Source organism: Streptomyces sp. NPDC002690, assembly GCF_053592415.1.
Genome location: NZ_JBSFVR010000135.1, coordinates 1 through 18,759, shown reverse-complemented (window position 1 = coordinate 18,759; position 18,759 = coordinate 1). Strand labels below are relative to the sequence as shown.

Annotated in this window: 19 protein-coding genes and 1 pseudogene; 8 read left to right on the top strand and 12 right to left on the bottom strand. The window is 72.1% G+C overall.

Annotated elements, in window-relative coordinates; translation table 11 throughout:
- From ACWD3D_RS18505 to ACWD3D_RS18490, 4 genes are all read right to left on the bottom strand, one after another.
- Positions 1–818 (bottom strand): serine/threonine-protein kinase (locus tag ACWD3D_RS18505; protein ID WP_451461908.1); only part of this gene is annotated, 818 nt, incomplete at its 3' end.
- A gap of 351 nt (positions 819–1,169) precedes the next feature.
- Positions 1,170–1,652 carry an Lrp/AsnC family transcriptional regulator gene (locus ACWD3D_RS18500; RefSeq protein ID WP_451461904.1) on the bottom strand — a complete coding sequence of 161 codons (483 nt, stop codon included), beginning with the start codon at positions 1,650–1,652 and terminating at the stop codon, positions 1,170–1,172.
- Positions 1,653–1,757: 105 nt separating this feature from the next.
- Positions 1,758–2,168: a (R)-mandelonitrile lyase gene (locus ACWD3D_RS18495; RefSeq protein ID WP_451461903.1), complete on the bottom strand. Its 411-nt coding sequence runs from the start codon at positions 2,166–2,168 to the stop codon at positions 1,758–1,760.
- A gap of 52 nt (positions 2,169–2,220) precedes the next feature.
- Positions 2,221–3,237 carry a zinc-dependent alcohol dehydrogenase family protein gene (locus tag ACWD3D_RS18490; protein WP_451461902.1) on the bottom strand — a complete coding sequence of 339 codons (1,017 nt, stop codon included), beginning with the start codon at positions 3,235–3,237 and terminating at the stop codon, positions 2,221–2,223.
- A gap of 480 nt (positions 3,238–3,717) precedes the next feature.
- Here ACWD3D_RS18490 and ACWD3D_RS18485 point away from each other — a divergent pair, with 480 nt between their 5' ends.
- From ACWD3D_RS18485 to ACWD3D_RS18475, 3 genes are all read left to right on the top strand, one after another.
- Complete coding sequence (locus ACWD3D_RS18485) at positions 3,718–4,389, top strand: DUF4232 domain-containing protein (RefSeq protein WP_451461901.1); 672 nt, start codon at positions 3,718–3,720, stop codon at positions 4,387–4,389.
- A 314-nt stretch (positions 4,390–4,703) separates the two neighbouring features.
- Positions 4,704–6,212, top strand: coding sequence for an FUSC family protein (locus ACWD3D_RS18480; RefSeq protein ID WP_451461900.1), 1,509 nt, complete (start codon positions 4,704–4,706; stop codon positions 6,210–6,212).
- Positions 6,213–6,342: 130 nt separating this feature from the next.
- On the top strand, positions 6,343–7,398 hold the full coding sequence (locus ACWD3D_RS18475; RefSeq protein WP_451461899.1) for a lactonase family protein: 1,056 nt from the start codon (positions 6,343–6,345) through the stop codon (positions 7,396–7,398).
- A gap of 69 nt (positions 7,399–7,467) precedes the next feature.
- Here ACWD3D_RS18475 and ACWD3D_RS18470 read toward each other — a convergent pair whose 3' ends face one another.
- From ACWD3D_RS18470 to ACWD3D_RS18455, 4 genes are all read right to left on the bottom strand, one after another.
- Positions 7,468–8,391: a sirohydrochlorin chelatase gene (locus tag ACWD3D_RS18470; RefSeq protein ID WP_451461898.1), complete on the bottom strand. Its 924-nt coding sequence runs from the start codon at positions 8,389–8,391 to the stop codon at positions 7,468–7,470.
- Between the two features lie 133 nt (positions 8,392–8,524).
- Complete coding sequence (locus ACWD3D_RS18465; protein WP_451461907.1) at positions 8,525–9,583, bottom strand: N-acetylglucosamine kinase; 1,059 nt, start codon at positions 9,581–9,583, stop codon at positions 8,525–8,527.
- Entirely contained in the window at positions 9,568–10,245 is a 678-nt protein-coding gene (locus tag ACWD3D_RS18460) for a uracil-DNA glycosylase (RefSeq protein WP_451461897.1), read from the bottom strand. The genes ACWD3D_RS18465 and ACWD3D_RS18460 overlap by 16 nt, the downstream gene beginning before the upstream one ends.
- Before the next feature lie 103 nt (positions 10,246–10,348).
- Positions 10,349–11,437 (bottom strand): WD40/YVTN/BNR-like repeat-containing protein, encoded by a 1,089-nt coding sequence (locus tag ACWD3D_RS18455; RefSeq protein WP_451461896.1) that lies wholly within the window; start codon positions 11,435–11,437, stop codon positions 10,349–10,351.
- Positions 11,438–11,688: 251 nt separating this feature from the next.
- On the opposite strand from ACWD3D_RS18455, the gene ACWD3D_RS18450 reads away from it, so the two are divergent.
- From ACWD3D_RS18450 to ACWD3D_RS18435, 4 genes are all read left to right on the top strand, one after another.
- Positions 11,689–12,096: a hypothetical protein gene (locus tag ACWD3D_RS18450; protein ID WP_451461895.1), complete on the top strand. Its 408-nt coding sequence runs from the start codon at positions 11,689–11,691 to the stop codon at positions 12,094–12,096.
- 206 nt (positions 12,097–12,302) lie between these two features.
- Positions 12,303–13,400, top strand: coding sequence for an NADH:flavin oxidoreductase/NADH oxidase (locus tag ACWD3D_RS18445; RefSeq protein ID WP_451461894.1), 1,098 nt, complete (start codon positions 12,303–12,305; stop codon positions 13,398–13,400).
- Positions 13,401–13,501: 101 nt separating this feature from the next.
- Positions 13,502–14,269 carry a class I SAM-dependent methyltransferase gene (locus ACWD3D_RS18440; RefSeq protein WP_451461893.1) on the top strand — a complete coding sequence of 256 codons (768 nt, stop codon included), beginning with the start codon at positions 13,502–13,504 and terminating at the stop codon, positions 14,267–14,269.
- A gap of 124 nt (positions 14,270–14,393) precedes the next feature.
- Positions 14,394–14,741 (top strand): ArsR/SmtB family transcription factor, encoded by a 348-nt coding sequence (locus tag ACWD3D_RS18435; RefSeq protein WP_451461906.1) that lies wholly within the window; start codon positions 14,394–14,396, stop codon positions 14,739–14,741.
- Between the two features lie 141 nt (positions 14,742–14,882).
- On the opposite strand, the gene ACWD3D_RS18430 is transcribed toward ACWD3D_RS18435, so the two are convergent.
- A complete protein-coding gene (locus ACWD3D_RS18430) occupies positions 14,883–15,497 on the bottom strand; it encodes a DUF305 domain-containing protein (RefSeq protein ID WP_451461905.1) in 615 nt (204 codons plus the stop codon).
- Positions 15,498–15,717: 220 nt separating this feature from the next.
- Between ACWD3D_RS18430 and ACWD3D_RS18425 the strand changes: the two genes are divergently transcribed.
- Positions 15,718–17,211, top strand: a complete 1,494-nt coding sequence (locus ACWD3D_RS18425) for an LVIVD repeat-containing protein (protein WP_451461892.1) — start codon at positions 15,718–15,720, stop codon at positions 17,209–17,211.
- A gap of 178 nt (positions 17,212–17,389) precedes the next feature.
- On the opposite strand, the gene ACWD3D_RS18420 is transcribed toward ACWD3D_RS18425, so the two are convergent.
- The 3 genes and pseudogenes from ACWD3D_RS18420 to ACWD3D_RS18410 form a co-directional block, all read right to left on the bottom strand.
- Positions 17,390–17,905: a GNAT family N-acetyltransferase gene (locus ACWD3D_RS18420; protein WP_451461891.1), complete on the bottom strand. Its 516-nt coding sequence runs from the start codon at positions 17,903–17,905 to the stop codon at positions 17,390–17,392.
- A gap of 44 nt (positions 17,906–17,949) precedes the next feature.
- Entirely contained in the window at positions 17,950–18,135 is a 186-nt protein-coding gene (locus ACWD3D_RS18415; RefSeq protein ID WP_451461890.1) for a hypothetical protein, read from the bottom strand.
- A 90-nt stretch (positions 18,136–18,225) separates the two neighbouring features.
- A pseudogene (locus ACWD3D_RS18410) lies at positions 18,226–18,681 on the bottom strand (HAD-IA family hydrolase); the annotation flags it as partial.
- Positions 18,682–18,759: the final 78 nt, after the last annotated feature.

Sequence of the window (18,759 nt, the reverse complement as noted above, 5' to 3'; positions counted from 1 at the left end):
GGGCCGAGGACTGGCCGCCCGGGACGACCGAGGACGTCACCTTCGAACTCGGCGGCATCGGACACGCCTTCGTCGGTACGGAACCAGTCCGCCGCCTCCTGCGCGGTCGGCCGCTCCTCGGGCTTCTTGGCGAGCAGCCCCAGCAGATACGCGTCGAAGGCCGGCGAGATGTCGACCCCCTGGTCCCGCAGCGGCACCGGAGGCGTGTCGACATGCTGATAAAGCGTGGCGGCGGCGGTGTCCGAGCGGAACGGCGGGCGGCCCAGCAGCAGGTGGTAGATGACGCAGCCCAGCGAGTACATGTCCGAGTCCGCGCCCGCCGTCCGGCCGAGCGCGCGCTCCGGCGCCAGATACAGGCTCGTCCCCACGATCTGGCCGGCCGTGGTCAGCGCGGTCGAGGGATCGTCGACGAACTGGGCTATCCCGAAGTCACCGATCTTCACGGAGCCTTCGGCGTCCAGCATGAGGTTGCCCGGCTTGATGTCCCGGTGCACCACACCCTGGCGGTGTGCGGCGGCGAGCCCGGCGGCGGCGTCGCCCGCGATCCGTGCCACCTGTTCGGGGTGGACACTCTCCTGAGCGGTCAGCAGATCACCGAGACTGCGCCCCTCGACCAGCTCCATCACGAGATAGAGGCGGTCCTCCCAGGTACCGAAGTCGAAGACCGCCACCAGGTGCGGGTGGCTCAGCCGGGCGGCCGTCTGCGCCTCCAGCCGGAAACGTGCGGTGGAAGAGGAGTCGGCCCGGTCCCCCAGCAGCAGCTTGACGGCGACGGCGCGGCCGAGGACCTCGTCCGTCGCCCGCCACACCTCGCCCATGCCACCACGACCGATGGGGGACACCAACCGGTACCGATCAGCTACCAGCACCTGTACACCTATCTCGAATTGTGGCCCGTTGCGTCAGCCGGGGCGACGCACGGGTCGTGCTCACGAGGAGCGGGACGGGGCGGGGCTCGCGGCGATGATCAGGATATCTGTCCGGTGGACCCGATGTTACTGCCGGTCAGTTCCGGTACGGCCGCCGGGCGTCCGGCCACGACCCGAGCCGGGGAGGTCGAATCCCCGACGGCGCGTCCCGGGGCAAGTTCCCGGCGGACGGCGTACGTTCGTCGGCCCGGCTGCCCGAAGGGCCCCGGAGGCCGGGGGGCGCGTCCCGCCCTCCGGCGCTCAGCCTCGTACGACGGCCGTCCGTCCCAGCGACTCCACCAGCGGCAGCACCCGGTGCGCCACCCGCTCGCGCAGTGCCACCTCGGTGCGGGTCCGTACCACGCCGGGCAGCTGGATGAGCCGCTGGATCACGTCCTCCAGATGGCCGTTGTCCCGCGCCACGACCCGGGTCAGCAGATCTCCCCCGCCGGTGGTCGAGAACGCCTCGATGATCTCCGGAACCTCCGCCAGCGCCTCCCCGACCTCGTCCAGGTGCCCCTGCGTGACCTCCAGATGGACGAAGGCGAGCACCGGGTGCCCCAGGGCGGCGGGGGAGAGGACAGGGCCGGTACCGGTGATCACGCCGTCCCTCTCCAGCCGGTCCATCCGGGCCTGGAGCGTGCCCCGGGCCACCCCCAGGATGCGGGCGTGCTCCCGGGCGCTGGTACGCGGCTGCTCGATGAGGAGCCGCAGGATACGGGTGTCGAGAGCGTCCACCGCCATGGTGCGCCTGCCTCCTTCGGAGGGTACGTCGGGTGCGCCGAGCCTATCTGGCTGTCCCGCTCCCCCTGAGCCCAGCGGTGGACGTACCCGTGGACCGGACGCGTGTCAGCCGGCTGCAGGGGTCGCGGTGTACTCCTCGTCGGTGACCGGAGTCAGCCAGTGCACGACGGCGTGCTCGGCGTCGCCCTCGTTGATGGCCACGTGGACCATCAGGCGGTTGGGGGCGGCGCCGTGCCAGTGCTCCTCGCCCGCCTCGAACAGAACGCGGTCGCCCGGACGGATGATCTCGACGGGCCCGCCGCGGCGCTGGCACAGGCCGACGCCCTCGGTGACGAAGACGGTCTGGCCCAACGGGTGGCTGTGCCAGTGGGTGCGGGCGCCGGGCATGAAGTGCACCAGGTTCGCGGTGACCCGGGACGGCGCGGGCGCCGCCGCGACGGCGTCGATCCAGACGTCACCGGTGAACCATTCGGCGGGACCCCTGGCGGTGCTGATCGAGCTCCGGGTGATCTGCATGGTCGTTCCTTTCGTGGCCGCTCGTGCGAGCGGGTTCTGTCGGGGCGGGGCGTCAGGGCTTGAGGGGTGCCTTGATCGCGCGGCGTTCGTCCATCGCCCGGTAGCCCTCGGCGACCTGGTCGAGAGGGAGGGTGAGGTCGAATACCTTCCCGGGTTCGATGCGGCCGGTGAGCACGCGGTCGATGAGGTCCGGGAGGTAGCGGCGTACGGGGGCGGGGCCGCCGCGCAGACCGACGTGCGAGAAGAAGAGTTCCTGTCCGTCGAGGGCGACCTCGTGGGGGACGCCGACGAAGCCGACGTTGCCGCCGGGGCGGGCCGAGTGCAGGGCCTGCCGCATGGCCTGGGCGGTGCCGACGCATTCGAGGACACTGTCGGCACCGATGCCGCCGGTGAGGTCCTTGATCCGGGCGATACCCTCGTCGCCGCGCTCGGTGACGAGCTCGGTGGCGCCGAACTCCAGGGCGAGCTTCTGCCTGCTCTCGTGGCGGCTCATGGCGATGATGCGTTCGGCGCCCATCTCCTTGGCGGCGATCACCGCGGAGAGGCCGACAGCCCCGTCGCCGACGACGACGGCGGTCGAGCCCGGCCTGACTCCGGCGGCCTCCGCGGCCCACCAGCCGGTGCCCATGACGTCGGACACGGCCAGCAGGCCGGGCCAGTACTTCTCGTCCGGGACCTCCTCGGTGGCCACCAGGGTGCCCTGGGCGTTGGGGATGCGGACGTAGTCGGCCTGGCAGGTGCTCATGAACTCGCGGTGCAGGCAGTTCGACTGGAACCCGTTGCGGCAGTTGACGCACGTGTTGTCCGAGGTCGCGAAGGACCCCACGACGAACTGCCCCGGCTTCACCGAGGTGACCTGGCTGCCGACCTCCTCCACGAACCCGACGTACTCGTGCCCCATCGGGTGCGGGTCCGAGACCGGCTCCAGCCCTCGCCACGCCCACAGGTCGGAACCGCACACGCAGGTGGCCGCCGTGCGGATGACCGCATCGGTGGGATGGAGGATCCTCGGGTCGGCCAGGGTCTCGAAACGGACGTCACCGGGGGCGTGGATCACTGCGCCGCGCATGGGGGTTCCTTACGTTCTGGGGACGGGCGTGTGGCGCCCGTAGTCAAAGCGCCGGGGCGCGCTCGGTGGTGCGCCCGTGCGGTGGTGCCACCGGGCCGCGCCGCGTCCTCGCGGTGCGGCGAAGGGCGCCACGTCTTCCAGGTAACCCGCTTCCCGTGCGGCGAGCGAGTCACCGGTGGGGGGTGTACCGCCAGTACACCTCTGTGCGCGGCGGCAGCCGGTCGCGGTGGAGGCTGCCGCCGCGGCGCTCGTCCGCGAGGAGGTCGTAGGCATGGTCACGCCAAGGTGCCCAGTTCGTGCGAGGGCTGTAACAGACCCGGATTCGGGGTAACCGGCCGGATCGGGCACCTCCAGAATGGGCGGGCAGCTTGCGGACGGGTCGGCCCCGGGGGCCGGTCACGGGGGATGGGGAACAGCATGAATTCGAATACGGTCAGAACTCGTTCGCCACGTCGGGGCCTGGGTGGCGCCCTCGCGGGGGTGACCGTCGTCGTGGCTCTGCTGACGGTCACCGGCTGCCAGTCCTCCGACGGTGACGACAAGGCGGCTCCGGCCTCCACGTCCGCCGGGTCGGCGGGGGCGGGCGCGTCGAAGAGCAGCGAGCCCTCGGGTGACTCCGGCACGGGTGCGAGTGCGGCCCCGACCACCGAACCGGCCGGGGACAGTGGCGAAACCGGCGGCGGCAACGGCACCGACTACCAGGACTGCGAGGCCGACGGCCTCACCACCGCGGTCGAGCTCCAGGACTCGCCCGGGGAGACCCCCCGTCACTTCATGCTGACCGTCACCAACGGCGGCAAGGTGCCGTGCGTCCTCAACGAGGGGCCGCTGGTACGGCTCGGTTCCGGCAGCGACGACCCGAGCGTCGAGCCGCTCGTGGGGCCGGACACCCAGCCGCTCGTCGTCGCGGGGGGCGGCAAGGCGTACGCCGGCCTGTACGTCTTCGGCAACGACGAGGGCGGCGAAGCGGAGTACGACCAGTCCCACCGGTTCACCGCCACCCTGGTCGCCGGTGAGGGCACCGAACTCAGCGGGATCCTCCTCTTCGACCTGCCCGACGGTCTGCGCTCCGTCTCCTGGGACGACGCGGCCCGGGTGAACGGCTGGGCCGGTACCGAAGGTCTGGCGATGCGCGCGATCAACCAGCTCTGACGGCGTCGGCGGGAGACGGGCGGGGCATCGGCCCGGGCCGATGCCCCGGTCGGACGGGACACACTCGACGGTGAACCGTTGGCTCTGTCGTGGCTCAGCGGCACGCTGAATAACTGAACCAATGGACCACTGATACGCCTGTCGATTGAACCGTCAGCCAGGTGGATGGTGAGATGTGTGCAGCGATGGCGCTGCGGAGCCCCGGAACGGGAGTCCGCAGCGCCTTTCTCATGCGCCCGGACAGCCTCGTGGAGGCCCGTACAGGCTCAGGCGCACTCAGGCAGACGGACGGGCAGAGGGAAGGGTGGGGCGACTTGCTGAGGAGGGCGTTCGTTGCGGCGGATCCCGGGCGGATGCGACTGCGGTTCGCGGCCCGGGCCGTGCTCGGTATCGGTTCGGCCGTCGCGTTGTGCGGGGTCACCGGACATTCACTGGTCGCCACCGTCGCGGGCGGCCTGTCCGCGTTGCTCGCCCTGTTCACGGTCGGCGATCCGACCGTGCGCGGGCAGGCCGTGACGACCGCGCTGCTGCCCGTCGTCGGGCTGCCGGTGCTGGTGCTGGCCGCCGTCCTGCACGACGTGCCGGTCGCCCGGGACCTGGTGTTCCTCGCCGCCGTGGGCGGCGGGGTCTACGCACGGCGGTGGGGTCCGCGCGGTCACTCGCTCGGCGTGTTCGCCTTCATGACCTGCTTCATGGCGCAGTTCCTGCACGCCGTGCCGAGCCGGATCCCGGAACTGTACGGAGCCGTGCTGCTCTCGGTGGCCACCGCGGCGGCCGTCCGGTTCGGGGTCTGGTGCTACGAGCGACGCCTGCCGGTCCCGGACCCGGTGCCCGCGCCGGCCGGCGGGAGCGGACTCGCGCGGATCACCACACGACAGGCCGTGCAGGCCGCCGCCGGCGCCGGATTCGCGCTCGCGGCCGGACAACTGCTGTCGGACCAGCGCTGGTACTGGGCCGTGGGCGCCACCTGGTGGGTCTTCGTCGCCACCACCTCGCGCGGGGAGACGGTGGTGCGGAGCTTCCGGCGGGTCCTGGGGACCGTGCTCGGCATCGGGATCGGGTTCGCCGTCGCCGTACCGCTGCACCACAGCCCCGTCGCGGCAGCGACGGTCGTCGCGCTGAGCGTCTTCGGCGTCTTCTACACCGCGGCCGTCTCGTACACCTGGATGATGCTCGCGGTGACCGTCATGGCGAGCATGCTCTACGGGCTGCTCGGCGTGCTCGACCCGGCGCTCCTCGCCCTGCGGGTGGGCGAGACGGCCGTCGGCGCACTGGGCGCCGTCCTCGCGGTCCTCTTCGTCCTGCCGGTGACCACGCACTCCGTGACCGAAGCCTGGGTGGCCCGGGCGCTGCGCTGCGTGCACGCCTGTACCGCCGAGGCCGCGGCCCGGCTCGCCGGCGGCGCGGACGCCGACCCGGCACCCCTGGTGGCCGAGCTGGAAGCCATCCTCGGCCGGGTTCGTCTCTCGCTGGCACCGCTCGTCCATCCGCTGAGCCCGATGAAGGCGCGCAAGAGGCGGGCGCGCCAGGTCCTCGCGCTGCTCGACGGCTGCGCCCGCGAGGTGCGCGGGCTCGCCTCCGTCGCCGCCGACCCCGAGGCCTCCCACGACGCACGGCTCGCCGCCGCCTGCTGGCGCGTGGAGGCCGCCGTCGAGGCGCTCACCGATCCGCCGGCCCCGGACCACCGCCGCGAGCACGCCCTCGTACCGCCGGCGGCGGCACACACCGGACCGGCGTTCGCCCACCTCCACGCGCTGGAGCAGGCCCTTCTCGATCTGGCCGTGCCGCTGCGGCGGGCCGATCCGGTGCCGGCGAGCGCCTGAGCGGTACGCGTACGGGCGGGTCCGCCGTACCGTGCCTGGCCTGCCGGGCCCTGAGCGCCTGCTACCGTCGGCCGGGCGGACCGCACGGCCCGCACCTCAACACCAGGTACGGGCACAAAGGGGTAGCGCGATGAGCGGCAACAGCGCCGGGCGGGCGTTCATAGGGTCTTTCACCACCAACGGCGGGAAGGGCATCACCGTCGCGGAGGTGGACCGGGAGACCGGCGCGCTCACGGTGGTCGGCTCGACCGACACCGTCCCCGATCCGTCGTTCCTCGTGGCATCGGCCGACGGCAGGGTCCTCTACGCCGTCAGCGAGGCATCCGAAGGCGCGGCTGCCGCACTCGACATCGAAGGCGAGGTACCCCGGCTCGTCGGCGGCTGCCTGCGCTCGGTGAACGGCGACGGACCGACCCACCTCGCCCTCGCGGCGAACCACCTGGTCACCGCGAACTACGGCTCCGGCAGCGTCACCGTGCTGCCGCTCCGGGAGGACGGGTCGTTGCGCGCCGCGGTCTTCGTCGAACAGCACGAGGGCAGCGGCCCCGACCCCGAACGACAGACGGAGCCGCACGCCCACCAGGTGCTCCCCGACCCGTCGGGCGACTGGCTGCTCAGCGTGGACCTCGGCACCGACTCGGTGTACGTCGGCGCCGTCGACCCGGTGACCGGCGAGTTGCGCCCGCACGGGGAGACCGCGCTGCGCCCCGGCACCGGCCCCCGCCACCTGGCCTTCCACCCGGCGGGCGGGCACGCGTACGTGCTGAACGAGCTGGAGCCGACCCTCACCGTCTGCCGCTGGGACGCGGCCGCGGGCGTGCTGGAGCCGCTCCACGAGGTACCGGTGCTCCCCGAGGAGGCGGCCGGCGCTCCGGAGCGCACGTACCCGTCCGAGGTCGTCGTCTCCCTCGACGGCAGGTTCGTCTGGACCGCCAACCGGGGCCACGACAGCATCTCCGTACTCACCCTGGACGAGACGGGTGAGAAGGCGCAGCTGGTCGCGTCAGTCCCTTGCGGTGGCAACTGGCCGCGTGATCTGACGCTCGACCCCACAGGTCAGTGGCTGTACGCGGCCAACGAGCGGTCCGGAGACGTCAGCTGGTTCGCCGTCGACCAGGAGACCGGTGTGCCGCGCCACGCGGGATCGATCGACGCACCGGCAGCCTCCTGCGTCCTCCTGGTCTGAGGGACGACTGTGCGGTGCGTACCCGCCCGTGAGGGGGTACGCACCGCACCGTGCTGTCGGGGCGTGTGATCAGTGCGCCGGGACACCCTGGGGCATCGCGGGCGAGATGCCCAGCGCCGAGGCGTACTGGGACAGTACGAGCTTGCCGATCGCCGGGTAGGCGCCGAGCGGCTCCGCCGTCGCGCAGCCCGCCTCCTTCGCCGCCGCGTCCAGCAGGCCCGCGTCGACCTCGGGACCCACCAGGTAGGGCGCCAGGGCGAGCTGGACGGAGCCCGCGTTCTTCAGCTGGTCCGCGATCGAGGACACGGAGCCCTCCACGTCCAGCGCCGCGGCCATCACGGGCACGGCCAGCCGGGCGGCCAGCAGCATGCCGGTGATCCCGGCGGCCTTCACGGCCTCGTCGCCGCCCACCGTGGCCAGCACGATGCCGTCGGCGGCGGTCGCGACGGTGAACAGCCTGGCCCGGTCGGCACGTGCCAGACCGGCCTCCGAGAGGCGCACGTGCAGCGCCTCGGCCAGCAGCGGGTGCGGGCCCAGCACCTCGGTCAGCTCGACCTGCGTGCCGCTCTCCATGACCGCCTGCCGTATCCGGCGGATCAGGGCGCTGTCGGGTCCCGCCAGCAACGGGACCACCACGGCGGACGGGCCCTCGGGTGCCGGAACCTCACGTCCGGCGGCGGTGGCCTGCTCGTACGCCGCGACGCGCTCGGCGGCGCACTGCGTGAGCACGGAGGCGAGCGCCGGGAATTCGGCGTCGTCGCCTTCGAGGTAACCGATGACCGCGTTGAGGCCGGGCAGCTCGGAACGGGCGATGCTGATGACTTCCTCGGCCACGCTGCGGGCGGCCGGGGAAGGGGTACCGGGAACGGCGAGGACGAGCGCGGCAGCGCCCTCGGGTGCGACCACGGGCTCCGGGCGGCGGTGCCGTCCGGACTGGCGAGGTCGCGGCATTCGTACAGGCAGGCCGGAAGCGGGCCCAGTGGGGGTGCTCATGGCGCCGCATGCTACTGGTTTTGGTTGCCCCCTCGTTCAGGGAGGGTACAGCTGGGCGTTATCTGTCCGTTTATGTCCGATGAGTGACGTACCGGTCAACTGCCCCGCTCTGTCTGGCCTCCAGGAGTGTCCCTCAGCCGACACCGGAGCCGTCGCCGACGACGTGCAGCAGGGTCGGATGGCGGGGCAGCCGAAGGTCCGACCTGGCCAGCGCCCGTGCGAGCAGGAGCGAACCGGCGAGCGGGTCCCCCGCGGCGGAAACCAGGGCCGCGTGCGGCAGCTGCCGTTCCAACTCCTCGCGCAGGGGCGCGAGGAGCGGGTCACCCATACGGAACAGGCCACCCGTAAGAGCTACTTCGAGGGACCCCCCGCCGGGGCCCGCGGGGCACTCCTCGGCACCGGTGATCCCCGCCCGCGGGCACACGGCCGCCGCCGCCTCGGCGATGTGCGCGGCAGCTCGGCGCAGGATCGACTTGGCGACGGGGTCCTCCTGCGCGCACCCGGCGACCTCCGGGGCGAACGACGCGAGCAGCGCGGGCCGGTCGGCGCGGGGATAGAGCAGGCCTGGGAGCTCGGGCGCCGCACCGAACACGGCCCGCAGCCGTTCCAGCAGCGCGGGCGAGCCACCGCGCCGGCCGTCGTGTGCGCGCAGCGCGGCGTCCAGGCCCTCCCGGCCGATCCACGCGCCGCCCCCGCTGTCTCCCAGCAGGTGGCCCCAGCCGTCCGCGCGTCGCCACTCGCCGAGGTCGGTACCGAGCGCGATCATGCCGGTGCCGCCCGCGACGACGGCGCCCGGGCGCTGCCCGAGCGCACCCGCGTACGCGGTCACCCCGTCCGCCGCGAGAACCAGTCGGTGCACGCCGAGCGAGCCGGCCAGCGCTTGCGGCAGCAGGGTGCGCAGCTGGTCGCCCAGGGTCGCCATGCCCGCGGCGCCCACCGCGAGCGCCGCGACGGGGACGGGCGTCCGTGTGCCGAGGGCGTCACGCGTCAACCGGTCGACCGCCGGGAGGAGCTGGCCCAGCAGGTGATCGGCGTCGATGCCGTCGGGGCCGGTACGTACGGGCTCCGCGCACACGGTCGTGGCGACGGGCGCCGAGGTGCCCACGGTGCCGAGCGCGACGCGCAGCCCGGACCCGCCGGAGTCCACCCCGATCACGTACGCGCCGGCGCCCGGCGTCACGGCAGCTGCCAGTCCACCGGCTGCGCCCCCTGGCGCTCCAGGAACTCGTTGACCCTGCTGAACGGGCGCGAGCCGAAGAAGCCGCGGTCGGCCGACATGGGGGAGGGGTGCGCGGACTCGATGGCGGGGTAGTCGCCCAGCTGCGGGCGCAGTCTGCGGGCGTCGGCGCCCCAGAGCACCGAGACCAGCGGGGTGCCGCGCGCGACGAGCGCCCGGATCGCCTGCTCGGTGACCTCTTCCCAGCCCTTGCCGCGGTGGGCGGCAGGCCGACGCGGGGCCGTGGTCAGGGCCCTGTTGAGCAGCAGCACCCCCTGACGTGTCCAGGGCGTCAGGTCGCCGTTGGACGGCCGGGGTGTTCCCAGGTCGCTGTGCATCTCGCGGAAGATGTTGTCGAGGCTTCCCGGTACCGGACGCACGTCCGGCGCCACCGCGAAACTCAGCCCGATCGCGTGACCCGGCGTAGGGTAGGGGTCCTGACCGACAATCAGGACCCGCACGTCGGCGAAGGGTTGCTGGAACGCCCGCAGGACGTTCGCGCCGGACGGGACGTAGGTGCGACCCGCTGCTATCTCCGCACGGAGGAAGTCGCCCATGGCCGCGATGCGTCCGGCCACCGGTTCGAGGGCCTCGGCCCAGCCGGGTTCGATGATTTCTTTCAACGGTCGTGCTGCCACGGGCGCACTCTACTGGGCGTACGGCCGAGACGATCAACTGCCTAGTCGTTGCGGCCTCTCCCGGCAGCGAACCAGAACCCCCTGCCCCGCGATCGCCGACGGGTCACGGGGTCAGTGTCGTCGCCCTGACGCAGAGCACGTCCGGCAGGTGCGCGGCGAGTTGCGTCCAGCTGTCGCCGTCGTCGGCGCTGGCGAACACCTCGCCGTTGCGGTTGCCGAAGTAGATCCCCGCAGGATCGGCGCCGTCCGTGCAGAGTGCGTCGCGCAGCACCGTGCCGTAGTGATCGCCCTCCGGCAGCCCCCGGGACAGCGGCTCCCAGCTCGAACCGGCGTCGGTGGTACGGAACACGCGGCAGCGGTGCTGCGCGGGCACCCGGTCGATGTCGGCGTTGATCGGGAAGATGTAGGCGGTACCGCCCCGGCGGGGATGGGCCACCGCGGCGAACCCGAAGTCGGAGGGCAGGTCCGCCCCGATGTCCGTCCACCGGTCGCCCCCGTCGTCGCTGCGGAACACGCCCCAGTGGTTCTGCAGATAGAGGCGGTCGGGGTCGGCGGCGTCGCGGGTGACCTTGTGGACGCACTGGCCGAACTCCGGTTCGGGGTCGGGCAGGTACACGGCCGACACCCCCTTGTTCGCGGGCTCCCAGCTCTCGCCGCCGTCGCTGGTCCTGAAGACTCCCGCGGTCGAGACGGCGACGGTGACGGCCCGGGGGTCCCGCCGGTCGGTGAGGATGGTGTGCAGCCCCTCGCCCCCGCCGCCGGGCACCCAGCGCGAACGCGTCGGATGCTCCCAGAGCGCCCGTACCAGCTCGAAGGACTCACCCCGGTCCTCGGAGCGGAACAGGGCGGCCGGTTCGGTGCCCGCGTAGACCACGTCCGGCGCCTCGGGGCCGGCCGGCTGCAACTGCCAGACGCGCTCCAGGGACGCCCCGGTGAACTTCGGGAACTTCACCGCCGGCCGGGTGGGCTCCACCCAGGTCGCGCCGAGGTCGTCCGAGTGGAAGACGGACGGCCCCCAGTGCGAGCTGTCCCCGCCCACCAGCAGCCTCGGCGCGGGGCCCCGGGTGTCGATGGCGATCGAATAGATGGCCTGCGCGTTGAAGTGGGGGGCACCGAACTCCCAGGTCCCACCGAGCCTGCGCCCGATGAAGAGCCCCTTGCGCGTGCCCACCGTGAGTAGAACGTCGGTCATGGCCGAGCCTCCCGAAACGCCGTAGTTACCGGATATATGACATTTTGCACCCGTGTACGGGAGGCGCCCCGCAGCGCGGCGGTGTGCCGGTCGGGGGGTGTGTCCCGGCGGTCGGGCGGTCGCTGGGGGCTGGTGCGGTGGGGTCCGGGGTGTCCGGCGCCACCGCGTCGGCCGGGGGTGGATGTGCTGGAATGCCCGGGCGGGCCCGGTACGCAGATCGCGCGGCCCCGGAGCGGGAGCGGAGCGCCAGGATGAGCAGCGGGTTCGAGGATGCCGAGGGACGTACGGCGGCCTGGGAGGTGGAGCCCGGCACGCCGGGGGACCCACTCCGGGTCGGGCTGAGGATCGTGACCCCGGACCGGCGCCTCGATCTCGGGTGCGCCCCGGTCGCGGCCCGGGAACTGGCGGCGGCCCTCCTCGCCGCGGCCGACCTGGCGGAGCGCGCCAGTCCGGCCGGACCCGTCACCGTACGGGCGGACGAGCTGCTGCGGGGCGACGTGCGGGACGGCCCGCGGGTGATGACCGTGGGGAGCGTCAGGGTGGAGGGGGCGAACGTCCACGTCGTCTGGACGTCTGGTGGCGGTCGGAGCTGGACACAGGTCTACGACGCCACCGCGTCGATCGCCCTGCGGCGGCGGCTGAGGGTGGAGGAAGGCTGAGGGCCGGCCCGGGCCGGGGTGGGGTGCGGGCGCTCGCGTGGGTGGCGGCACCGGCGACGGTGTGAGTGTCCGCACGAGCGGTTGTGTGAACGCCGTAAGAACTCCTCCTTAGTTCGCCGATCGTCGTAGTACGGTAGTTCTCGTACAAACGTCGCCGGTCGCCCCGTCCGGCGACGCGGTCGTCCCCCTGTGAAACGGAGTCCGGCGTGAGCGCCCTTTTCGAGCCCTACGTCCTGCGGTCGGTGACCGTACCCAACCGTGTCTGGATGCCGTCGATGTGCCAGTACAGCGCGGCGACGGCCGGTCCGGACGCGGGGGTCCCCAACGACTGGCACTTCGCGCACTACGCGTCCCGGGCGGTCGGCGGCACCGGGCTCATCCTGGTGGAGGCGACCGGGGTCAGCCCCGAGGGCCGCATCAGCCCCGCCGACCTCGGTATCTGGAACGACCGCCAGGTGGAGGCGTTCAGGAAGATCACCTCCTTCCTGGCCGACCAGGGAACGGTTTCGGGCGTTCAGCTCGCGCACGCCGGCCGCAAAGCCTCGACCGGCGCCCCCTGGCTCGGTGGCGGCGCACTGTCCGAGGCGGACGGCGGCTGGCGGCCGCTGGCTCCCAGCCCGCTGGCGTTCGACGAAGAGAGCCCCGTCCCCTCTGAATTGACGATCGATCAGATCAAGGATGTGGTCCGGCAGTTCGCCGACGCCGCCCGGCGGGCGCTTGCCGCGGGCTTCCAAGTCGTCGAGATTCACGGCGCCCACGGTTACCTGATCGGCGAGTTCCTCTCCCCGGACAGCAATCACCGCACCGACGCCTATGGCGGCTCCTTCGAGAACCGCACCCGCTTCGCGCTCGAAGTCGTGGACGCCGTACGGGAGGTGTGGCCCGAGGAGCTGCCGCTCTTCTTCCGTATCTCCGCCACGGACTGGCTCACCGAGAACGCCGACGACCCGCGCGAGGGCTGGACCGGTGACGACACGGTCCGCTTCGCGACGGACCTCAAGGCGCACGGAGTCGACCTGCTCGACGTCTCCACCGGCGGCAACGCGCCCCGGGCGCAGATCCCCGTGGGCCCGAACTACCAAGTCCCCTTCGCCGAGCGCGTCCGGACCGAGGCCGGTCTGCCGGTCGCCGCGGTCGGCCTCATCACCGAGCCGGTGCAGGCGGAGAAGATCCTCGTCGACGGGCAGGCGGACGCCGTCCTCATCGGCCGGGAACTGCTGCGCGACCCCTACTTCGCACGCGGCGCCGCGCGGGAACTGGGCGGCGACGTCCGTGTACCGCCCCAGTACGGCCGCTCGGTCTGACCCGTACGCGGGCTCCCCGGCCCGCGTCGCCGGGCCGGGGAACCCCGCCGCATCTCCCGAGAGGCCGGGGGAGGGACGGGCTCCTCGGTAGGCTGGCCGTGATGCCTACCACACAGGGCCCCACCTTCCGCGAACTCGCCGTCCAGGCGCTCTCCTCGACCGAGCGCGGGTACGACCTGCTCGCCCCGAAATTCGATCACTCGTCCTACCGCACCCCGGACCGCGTCCTCGACGCCGTGGCGGAGGCACTGCAGCCGCTCGGGCCGTTCGCCCGCGGGCTGGACGTCTGCTGCGGTACCGGTGCGGGTGTCGGCGTGCTCCGTCAGGTGTGCCACGAACGGGTCACCGGTGTCGACTTCAGCGCGGGCATGCTCGCCGTCGGCCGGTCCTCGGTTCCGGACGCACCCGCCGGACCGGCCCGATCCGCGAATTCCGCGGCCGGAGTGCCCCGGCCCCCGGTCGACTGGGTGCGGGCCGACGCCCGGGCCCTGCCCTTCACGGCCGCTTTCGACCTCGCGCTGAGTTTCGGCGCGTTCGGCCACTTCCTGCCGGCCGAACGTCCCGCGCTCTTCGCGCAGGTGCACGGCTCGCTCCGGCCCGGTGGACGGTTCGTCTTCCCGGTGGGCGCCCCGCCCGCCCTCGGCTCGCGCGCGTACTGGTCGCTCCTCGGGTTCGACGCGGCGATGCGCGTACGCAACGCCCTGTGGCGCCCGCGCTTCGTGATGTACTACCGCACGTTCCGGCTGCCCGGCGTCCTCGCCGACCTCGCGGCCACCGGTTTCTCGGTGCGCCTGATCCCCCTCGCGGCCCTGGGAACGCGTCAGGACGGCAGCCCGCGGGCCCGGCTCGTGGTGGCCACCGCCCGATGACCCGCATCGCCGACCCGCCCGCGCGGCTTCCGTACCATGGAGGCCTTCGGACGAAGTGGAGCCCACAGTGACCCCCGCCAGCCACACCGTCCTGCCCGCCGCTTCCCTCACCCCGGGACGCTCCGTGGCGGCCGGCGGTGCCCGTGTGCTCGCGCACCCCTCCCTGGAGGAGATCAGGCTCGAACACGTGCTGCACGCGCTGGCCGATCCGATACGGCTGCGCATCGTCCGGCAGATGGCCGTCGCCCCGGCCGGGCTGGCCTGCTCGTACTTCGAACTCCCGGTCGCCAAATCGACCTTGACGCACCACTTCCGGGTACTACGGGAGAGCGGGGTCATCCACCAGATCTACCGGGGCACCGCGAAGTTGAACGAACTGCGCGGGGACGACCTGGAGAAGCTCTACCCCGGCCTGCTCGACAGCGTCCTGCGCGCGGCCGGCCGGGAAGCGGTACGACTCACGGGAGCCTGACCGGCCCAGCCCCCGACCCTGGCCGGCCCAGCCCCCGAACCTGACCGGCCCAGCCCCCGACCCTGGCCGGCCCGGGCCGGTCGGCGGGCTCCCGGGCCGCACGGCGGGCGCGAGCGCCAGCCCGACGAATCCGGCGGCGGATCAGGTCTGCAGCGCCCGCATCCGGTCCACCTCCGCGGCCTGCTGCGCGGCGACATCGGTGGCCATCTCCTCCACCCGGACGTTGTTTCCGTCGGTGAGCGCCTCCGTGGCCATGGTGATGGCCCCCTGGTGGTGGGTGATCATCAGGCTGAGGAAGAGCTGGTCGAACGCTTTGCCCCGCGCTGCGTCCAGCCGTGCCAACTGCGCCTCGGTCGCCATGCCGGGCATCGCGGCGTGATCGTGTGCCGCGCGCTGTTCGCCGTCGTTGTCTTTCAGCCAACCTCGCATGGCCTCGATCTCCGGCCTCTGCCCCGCCGAAATGCGCTCCGCGAGCCGTTGGACCGAGGGTGAGGTGGCGTGCTGCTCGGCCAGTTCCGTCATGACGAGGGCTTGTTCGTGGTGGTGGATCATGCGCTGCACGTACTGGTAGTCGGCGGAATTCGGGGGGTCCGTGACCGCCTCCTTCCGCGCCTCCTCAGCGGTGAGGGTTCTGGCCTCCTCGCCCGGTTTCCCCGGCGCGACGACACTCTGGCCGGTGGTCTTCCGGGACGACGCGTCGTCGTCCGCTTCGCACGAGGACAGGGTCAGCACGGAGGCGAGGACGGCCACGGCCATGGCCGTCGCACCCGAGTGGATCGTCTGCCGGTCGAACAGCACGGCGGCCTCCGGTTGCCAGAGTGAGTGTTGGTGACCAACAACTAGCATGCATCTGCGCCATGTTGATCAAACACTTTCATTACGTCTCTGTTGCCACCTGTTGATGTGTACATGGAAGAAGCCATACTTCCACCGACCGAGAACCGTTCGACCCCGAACGGAATCAAGGGAGGACGAAGTGACCTTGTTGCACACCACCCGCGTGCGACGGAGACGACTGGGCGCGGCAGCCGCCGCGGCAGGACTCCTCGCGACGCTGTTGACAGCCACCAGCGCCGTCGCGTCACCCGAGCCCGGCGACACGACCACCGACGCTGTCGCCGCGGTCTCGTCGGCCACCCGCGCCGAGGCGGAGAAGGCCATCGCGAACGGCGGCATACCGGGTGTGGACGAGGTCGTCCACAGCGGCAACATCGAGCATCTCGCCAACGTGCCGAAGGACGCGCTGCTGGGCATCAACACGGACCTGGCCTTCCAGGGCAAGTACGCCTTCGCCGGCAACTTCGACGGCTTCCGCGTCTTCGACATCAGCAATCCGAAGAAGCCGAAGACGGTCGCCCAGGTGCTCTGCCCCGGTTCGCAGAACGACATCTCGGTCTCGGGGAACCTGCTCTTCCTCTCCACCGACTCCTCGCGCAGCGACAACTCCTGTGCCAGCACCACCCAGCCCGCCACCGAGAAGTCCTCCTGGGAGGGCATCAAGGTCTTCGACATCAGCGACAAGCGCCACCCCGAGTACGTCGCCTCCGTCGAGACCGCCTGCGGTTCGCACACCCACACCATCGTGCCGAAGCGCGACGACGTGTACGTGTACGTGTCCTCGTACTCACCCAACGCGACGTTCCCGGACTGCCAGCCGCCGCACGACGGGATCTCCGTCATCAAGGTGCCGCGCAAGGCTCCCGAGCGGGCCCGGATCGTGAACTTCCCGGTGCTCTTCCCGGACGGCGGCAACCCGGGGGCCCCGACGAACCCCGGGGTCTCCAAGACCACCGGCTGCCACGACATCACCGTGCTGCCCTCCGAGGACCTCGCGGCGGGCGCCTGCATGGGGGACGGCCTGCTGTTCTCCATCAAGGACCCGGCCAACCCGAAGATCATCGACCGGGTGCAGGACAACGTGAACTTCGCGTTCTGGCACTCGGCCACCTTCAACCAGAAGGCCGACAAGGTCGTCTTCACCGACGAGCTCGGCGGCGGTGGCGCGGCCACCTGCAACGAGGAGACCGGACCGAACCGGGGCGCCGACGGCATCTACGACATCGTCGGAAAGGGCGACCACCGCAAACTGGTCTTCCGCAGCTACTTCAAGATCGACCGATACCAGGCCGACGTCGAGGTCTGTGTCGCCCACAACGGCTCGATCATCCCCGTCAAGGGCCGGGACCTGATGGTCCAGGCGTGGTACCAGGGCGGCATCTCCGTCTGGGACTTCACCGACTCCGGCAAGCCCGAGGAAATCGCCTACTTCGAGCGCGGTCCCGTCAACCTCGACGCCGTCACCACGGCCGGATCCTGGTCGGCGTACTACTACAACGGCTACATCTACTCCAACGACATCGCCAAGGGCTTGGACGTCCTCGCCCTGCGCGACCGGCGGACCGACCCGGCTAAGCGGGTCCGGCTCGACGAGCTGAACGTCCAGACGCAGCCCGACTACTTCGGCCGCTGACCCCACACCGCCCCATCGGCAGCGCCGCCGCCACGCGGTCCACCGGGTTCCGGCCCGGCGGACCGCGCCGGGCGCCCGGCACGCGGCGGGAGGACGGAATAACGCGTTGACCGGTGAGCGGCGCGGGGAGATGCTGGAGGCGCTGATTCCGGCGGCGCGGGGGACCGCCGGAATCGGATCAGCGCCCGGAGCCCACGCGGTGTTCCATGCAGACGAGGTCTCTCCTGGTCTCCCAGGACTCGACTGCGGTGAAGCCGTGGCGGACGTACAGCGCGACCGCGCCGGTCCGCCAGCTCCAGACGGAGAGACGCACTGCCCGGACACCGTTCTCCTCGGCCGCCGCGAGCCCCTCCCGGATCAGACCGGACGCCACACCGCCGCCGCGGAACGCGGGGCCGACCCACAGCCGTTTGATCTCCGAGTGCCCGTCGCCGTCCGCGGCGGTCAGGATCGCGCACCCCACGGCGGTGTCGTCGTGGACGGCCAGCAGCAAGAGGTCGCCGGCGAACGCGGTGGCCGGCGACCGGATCTCCGACAGATACCGCTCGGGGAGGTACTCCGGACCCTCGACGCCCAGGCCCTTCTCCTCCTCCGTACGCAGGTGGTACGCGGTGAGGAGGCCCGTGAGGCCGTGAGCGGGGGAAATCTCGGCGCCGGGGAGGCGCAGGGTACGAAAGGCGGGGCGGTCATTCACCCCGGAAGGGTCGCACGGATTCCGGCGCGCAGGGCCCCACCGGCTCAGGCCGCCGGCCGCCGGGTGCTCGTCCCCGTCGCGGCGGCCCATTCGACCAGCAGCCCCTGGTACGTCGCCTCGTCCGTGGCGGACAGCACGAGGCCGTCCGAGCGCTGCAGCAGATCGCGGATCTCCTGGTTGATCACCGCTGCGGGACGGACGGAACGTGACGAGGTGGGAAGACGGGACATGCCCACCAGGCTACGGGGCCCGATCCGGTGATCGGGCCGCCCGGCGGGCGGGACATCTCACACCCGCCGCACCTCGTACGGAGCAACCTTTCAGGCCGCGCCCGTCACCAGCCCCAGCCGCAGCAGGCCGTCCGGCCGCTCGGTCACCGGCAGGTGGTCCACGAAGCGCACCCCGCACCCCAGCGCGGTGGCGCCGCCGTCCGCGTGACGGTCGTCACCGACCATCACCACGTCCTCGGGACGCAGGGAGAGCCGGTCGCAGGCGGTACGGAAGAGCCGCGCGTCCGGCTTCTGCACGCCGTGCTCGAAGGAGAGGACGTACGCGTCCACGAACTCGTCCAGCCCGTGGGCCCGGAAGACGGGGCGCAGGTCCCAGCCGATGTTGCTGACCACCCCGACCGCCGTACCGCCGGCCCGCAGGCCGCCCAGCACCTGAGCCGCGTCCGGGTAGGGGAGCCAGGCGTCGGGGGACATGTGGCGTGCGTAGAGCGCGTCGTACGTGCCCTCGCCGGGCAGCCGGACCTCGCGCGCCAGCCCGGTGTACGCGTGGATCGCCATCCCCAACAAGGGTTCACTCTCCGGGCCTGCGATGGCGATGCTCCATGAGGCCGGATACCAGCAGCG

Bases quoted from the DNA above. Each gene is read 5' to 3' on its own strand.
- ACWD3D_RS18430 (WP_451461905.1), bottom strand. From the start codon at position 15,497: ATGGCCGTGGCCGTCCTCGCCTCCGTGCTGACCCTGTCCTCGTGCGAA.
- ACWD3D_RS18455 (WP_451461896.1), bottom strand. From the start codon at position 11,437: ATGACCGACGTTCTACTCACGGTGGGCACGCGCAAGGGGCTCTTCATC.
- ACWD3D_RS18415 (WP_451461890.1), bottom strand. From the start codon at position 18,135: ATGTCCCGTCTTCCCACCTCGTCACGTTCCGTCCGTCCCGCAGCGGTG.
- ACWD3D_RS18500 (WP_451461904.1), bottom strand. From the start codon at position 1,652: ATGGCGGTGGACGCTCTCGACACCCGTATCCTGCGGCTCCTCATCGAG.
- ACWD3D_RS18490 (WP_451461902.1), bottom strand. From the start codon at position 3,237: ATGCGCGGCGCAGTGATCCACGCCCCCGGTGACGTCCGTTTCGAGACC.
- ACWD3D_RS18440 (WP_451461893.1), top strand. From the start codon at position 13,502: ATGCCTACCACACAGGGCCCCACCTTCCGCGAACTCGCCGTCCAGGCG.
- ACWD3D_RS18450 (WP_451461895.1), top strand. From the start codon at position 11,689: ATGAGCAGCGGGTTCGAGGATGCCGAGGGACGTACGGCGGCCTGGGAG.
- ACWD3D_RS18475 (WP_451461899.1), top strand. From the start codon at position 6,343: ATGAGCGGCAACAGCGCCGGGCGGGCGTTCATAGGGTCTTTCACCACC.
- ACWD3D_RS18470 (WP_451461898.1), bottom strand. From the start codon at position 8,391: ATGAGCACCCCCACTGGGCCCGCTTCCGGCCTGCCTGTACGAATGCCG.
- ACWD3D_RS18495 (WP_451461903.1), bottom strand. From the start codon at position 2,168: ATGCAGATCACCCGGAGCTCGATCAGCACCGCCAGGGGTCCCGCCGAA.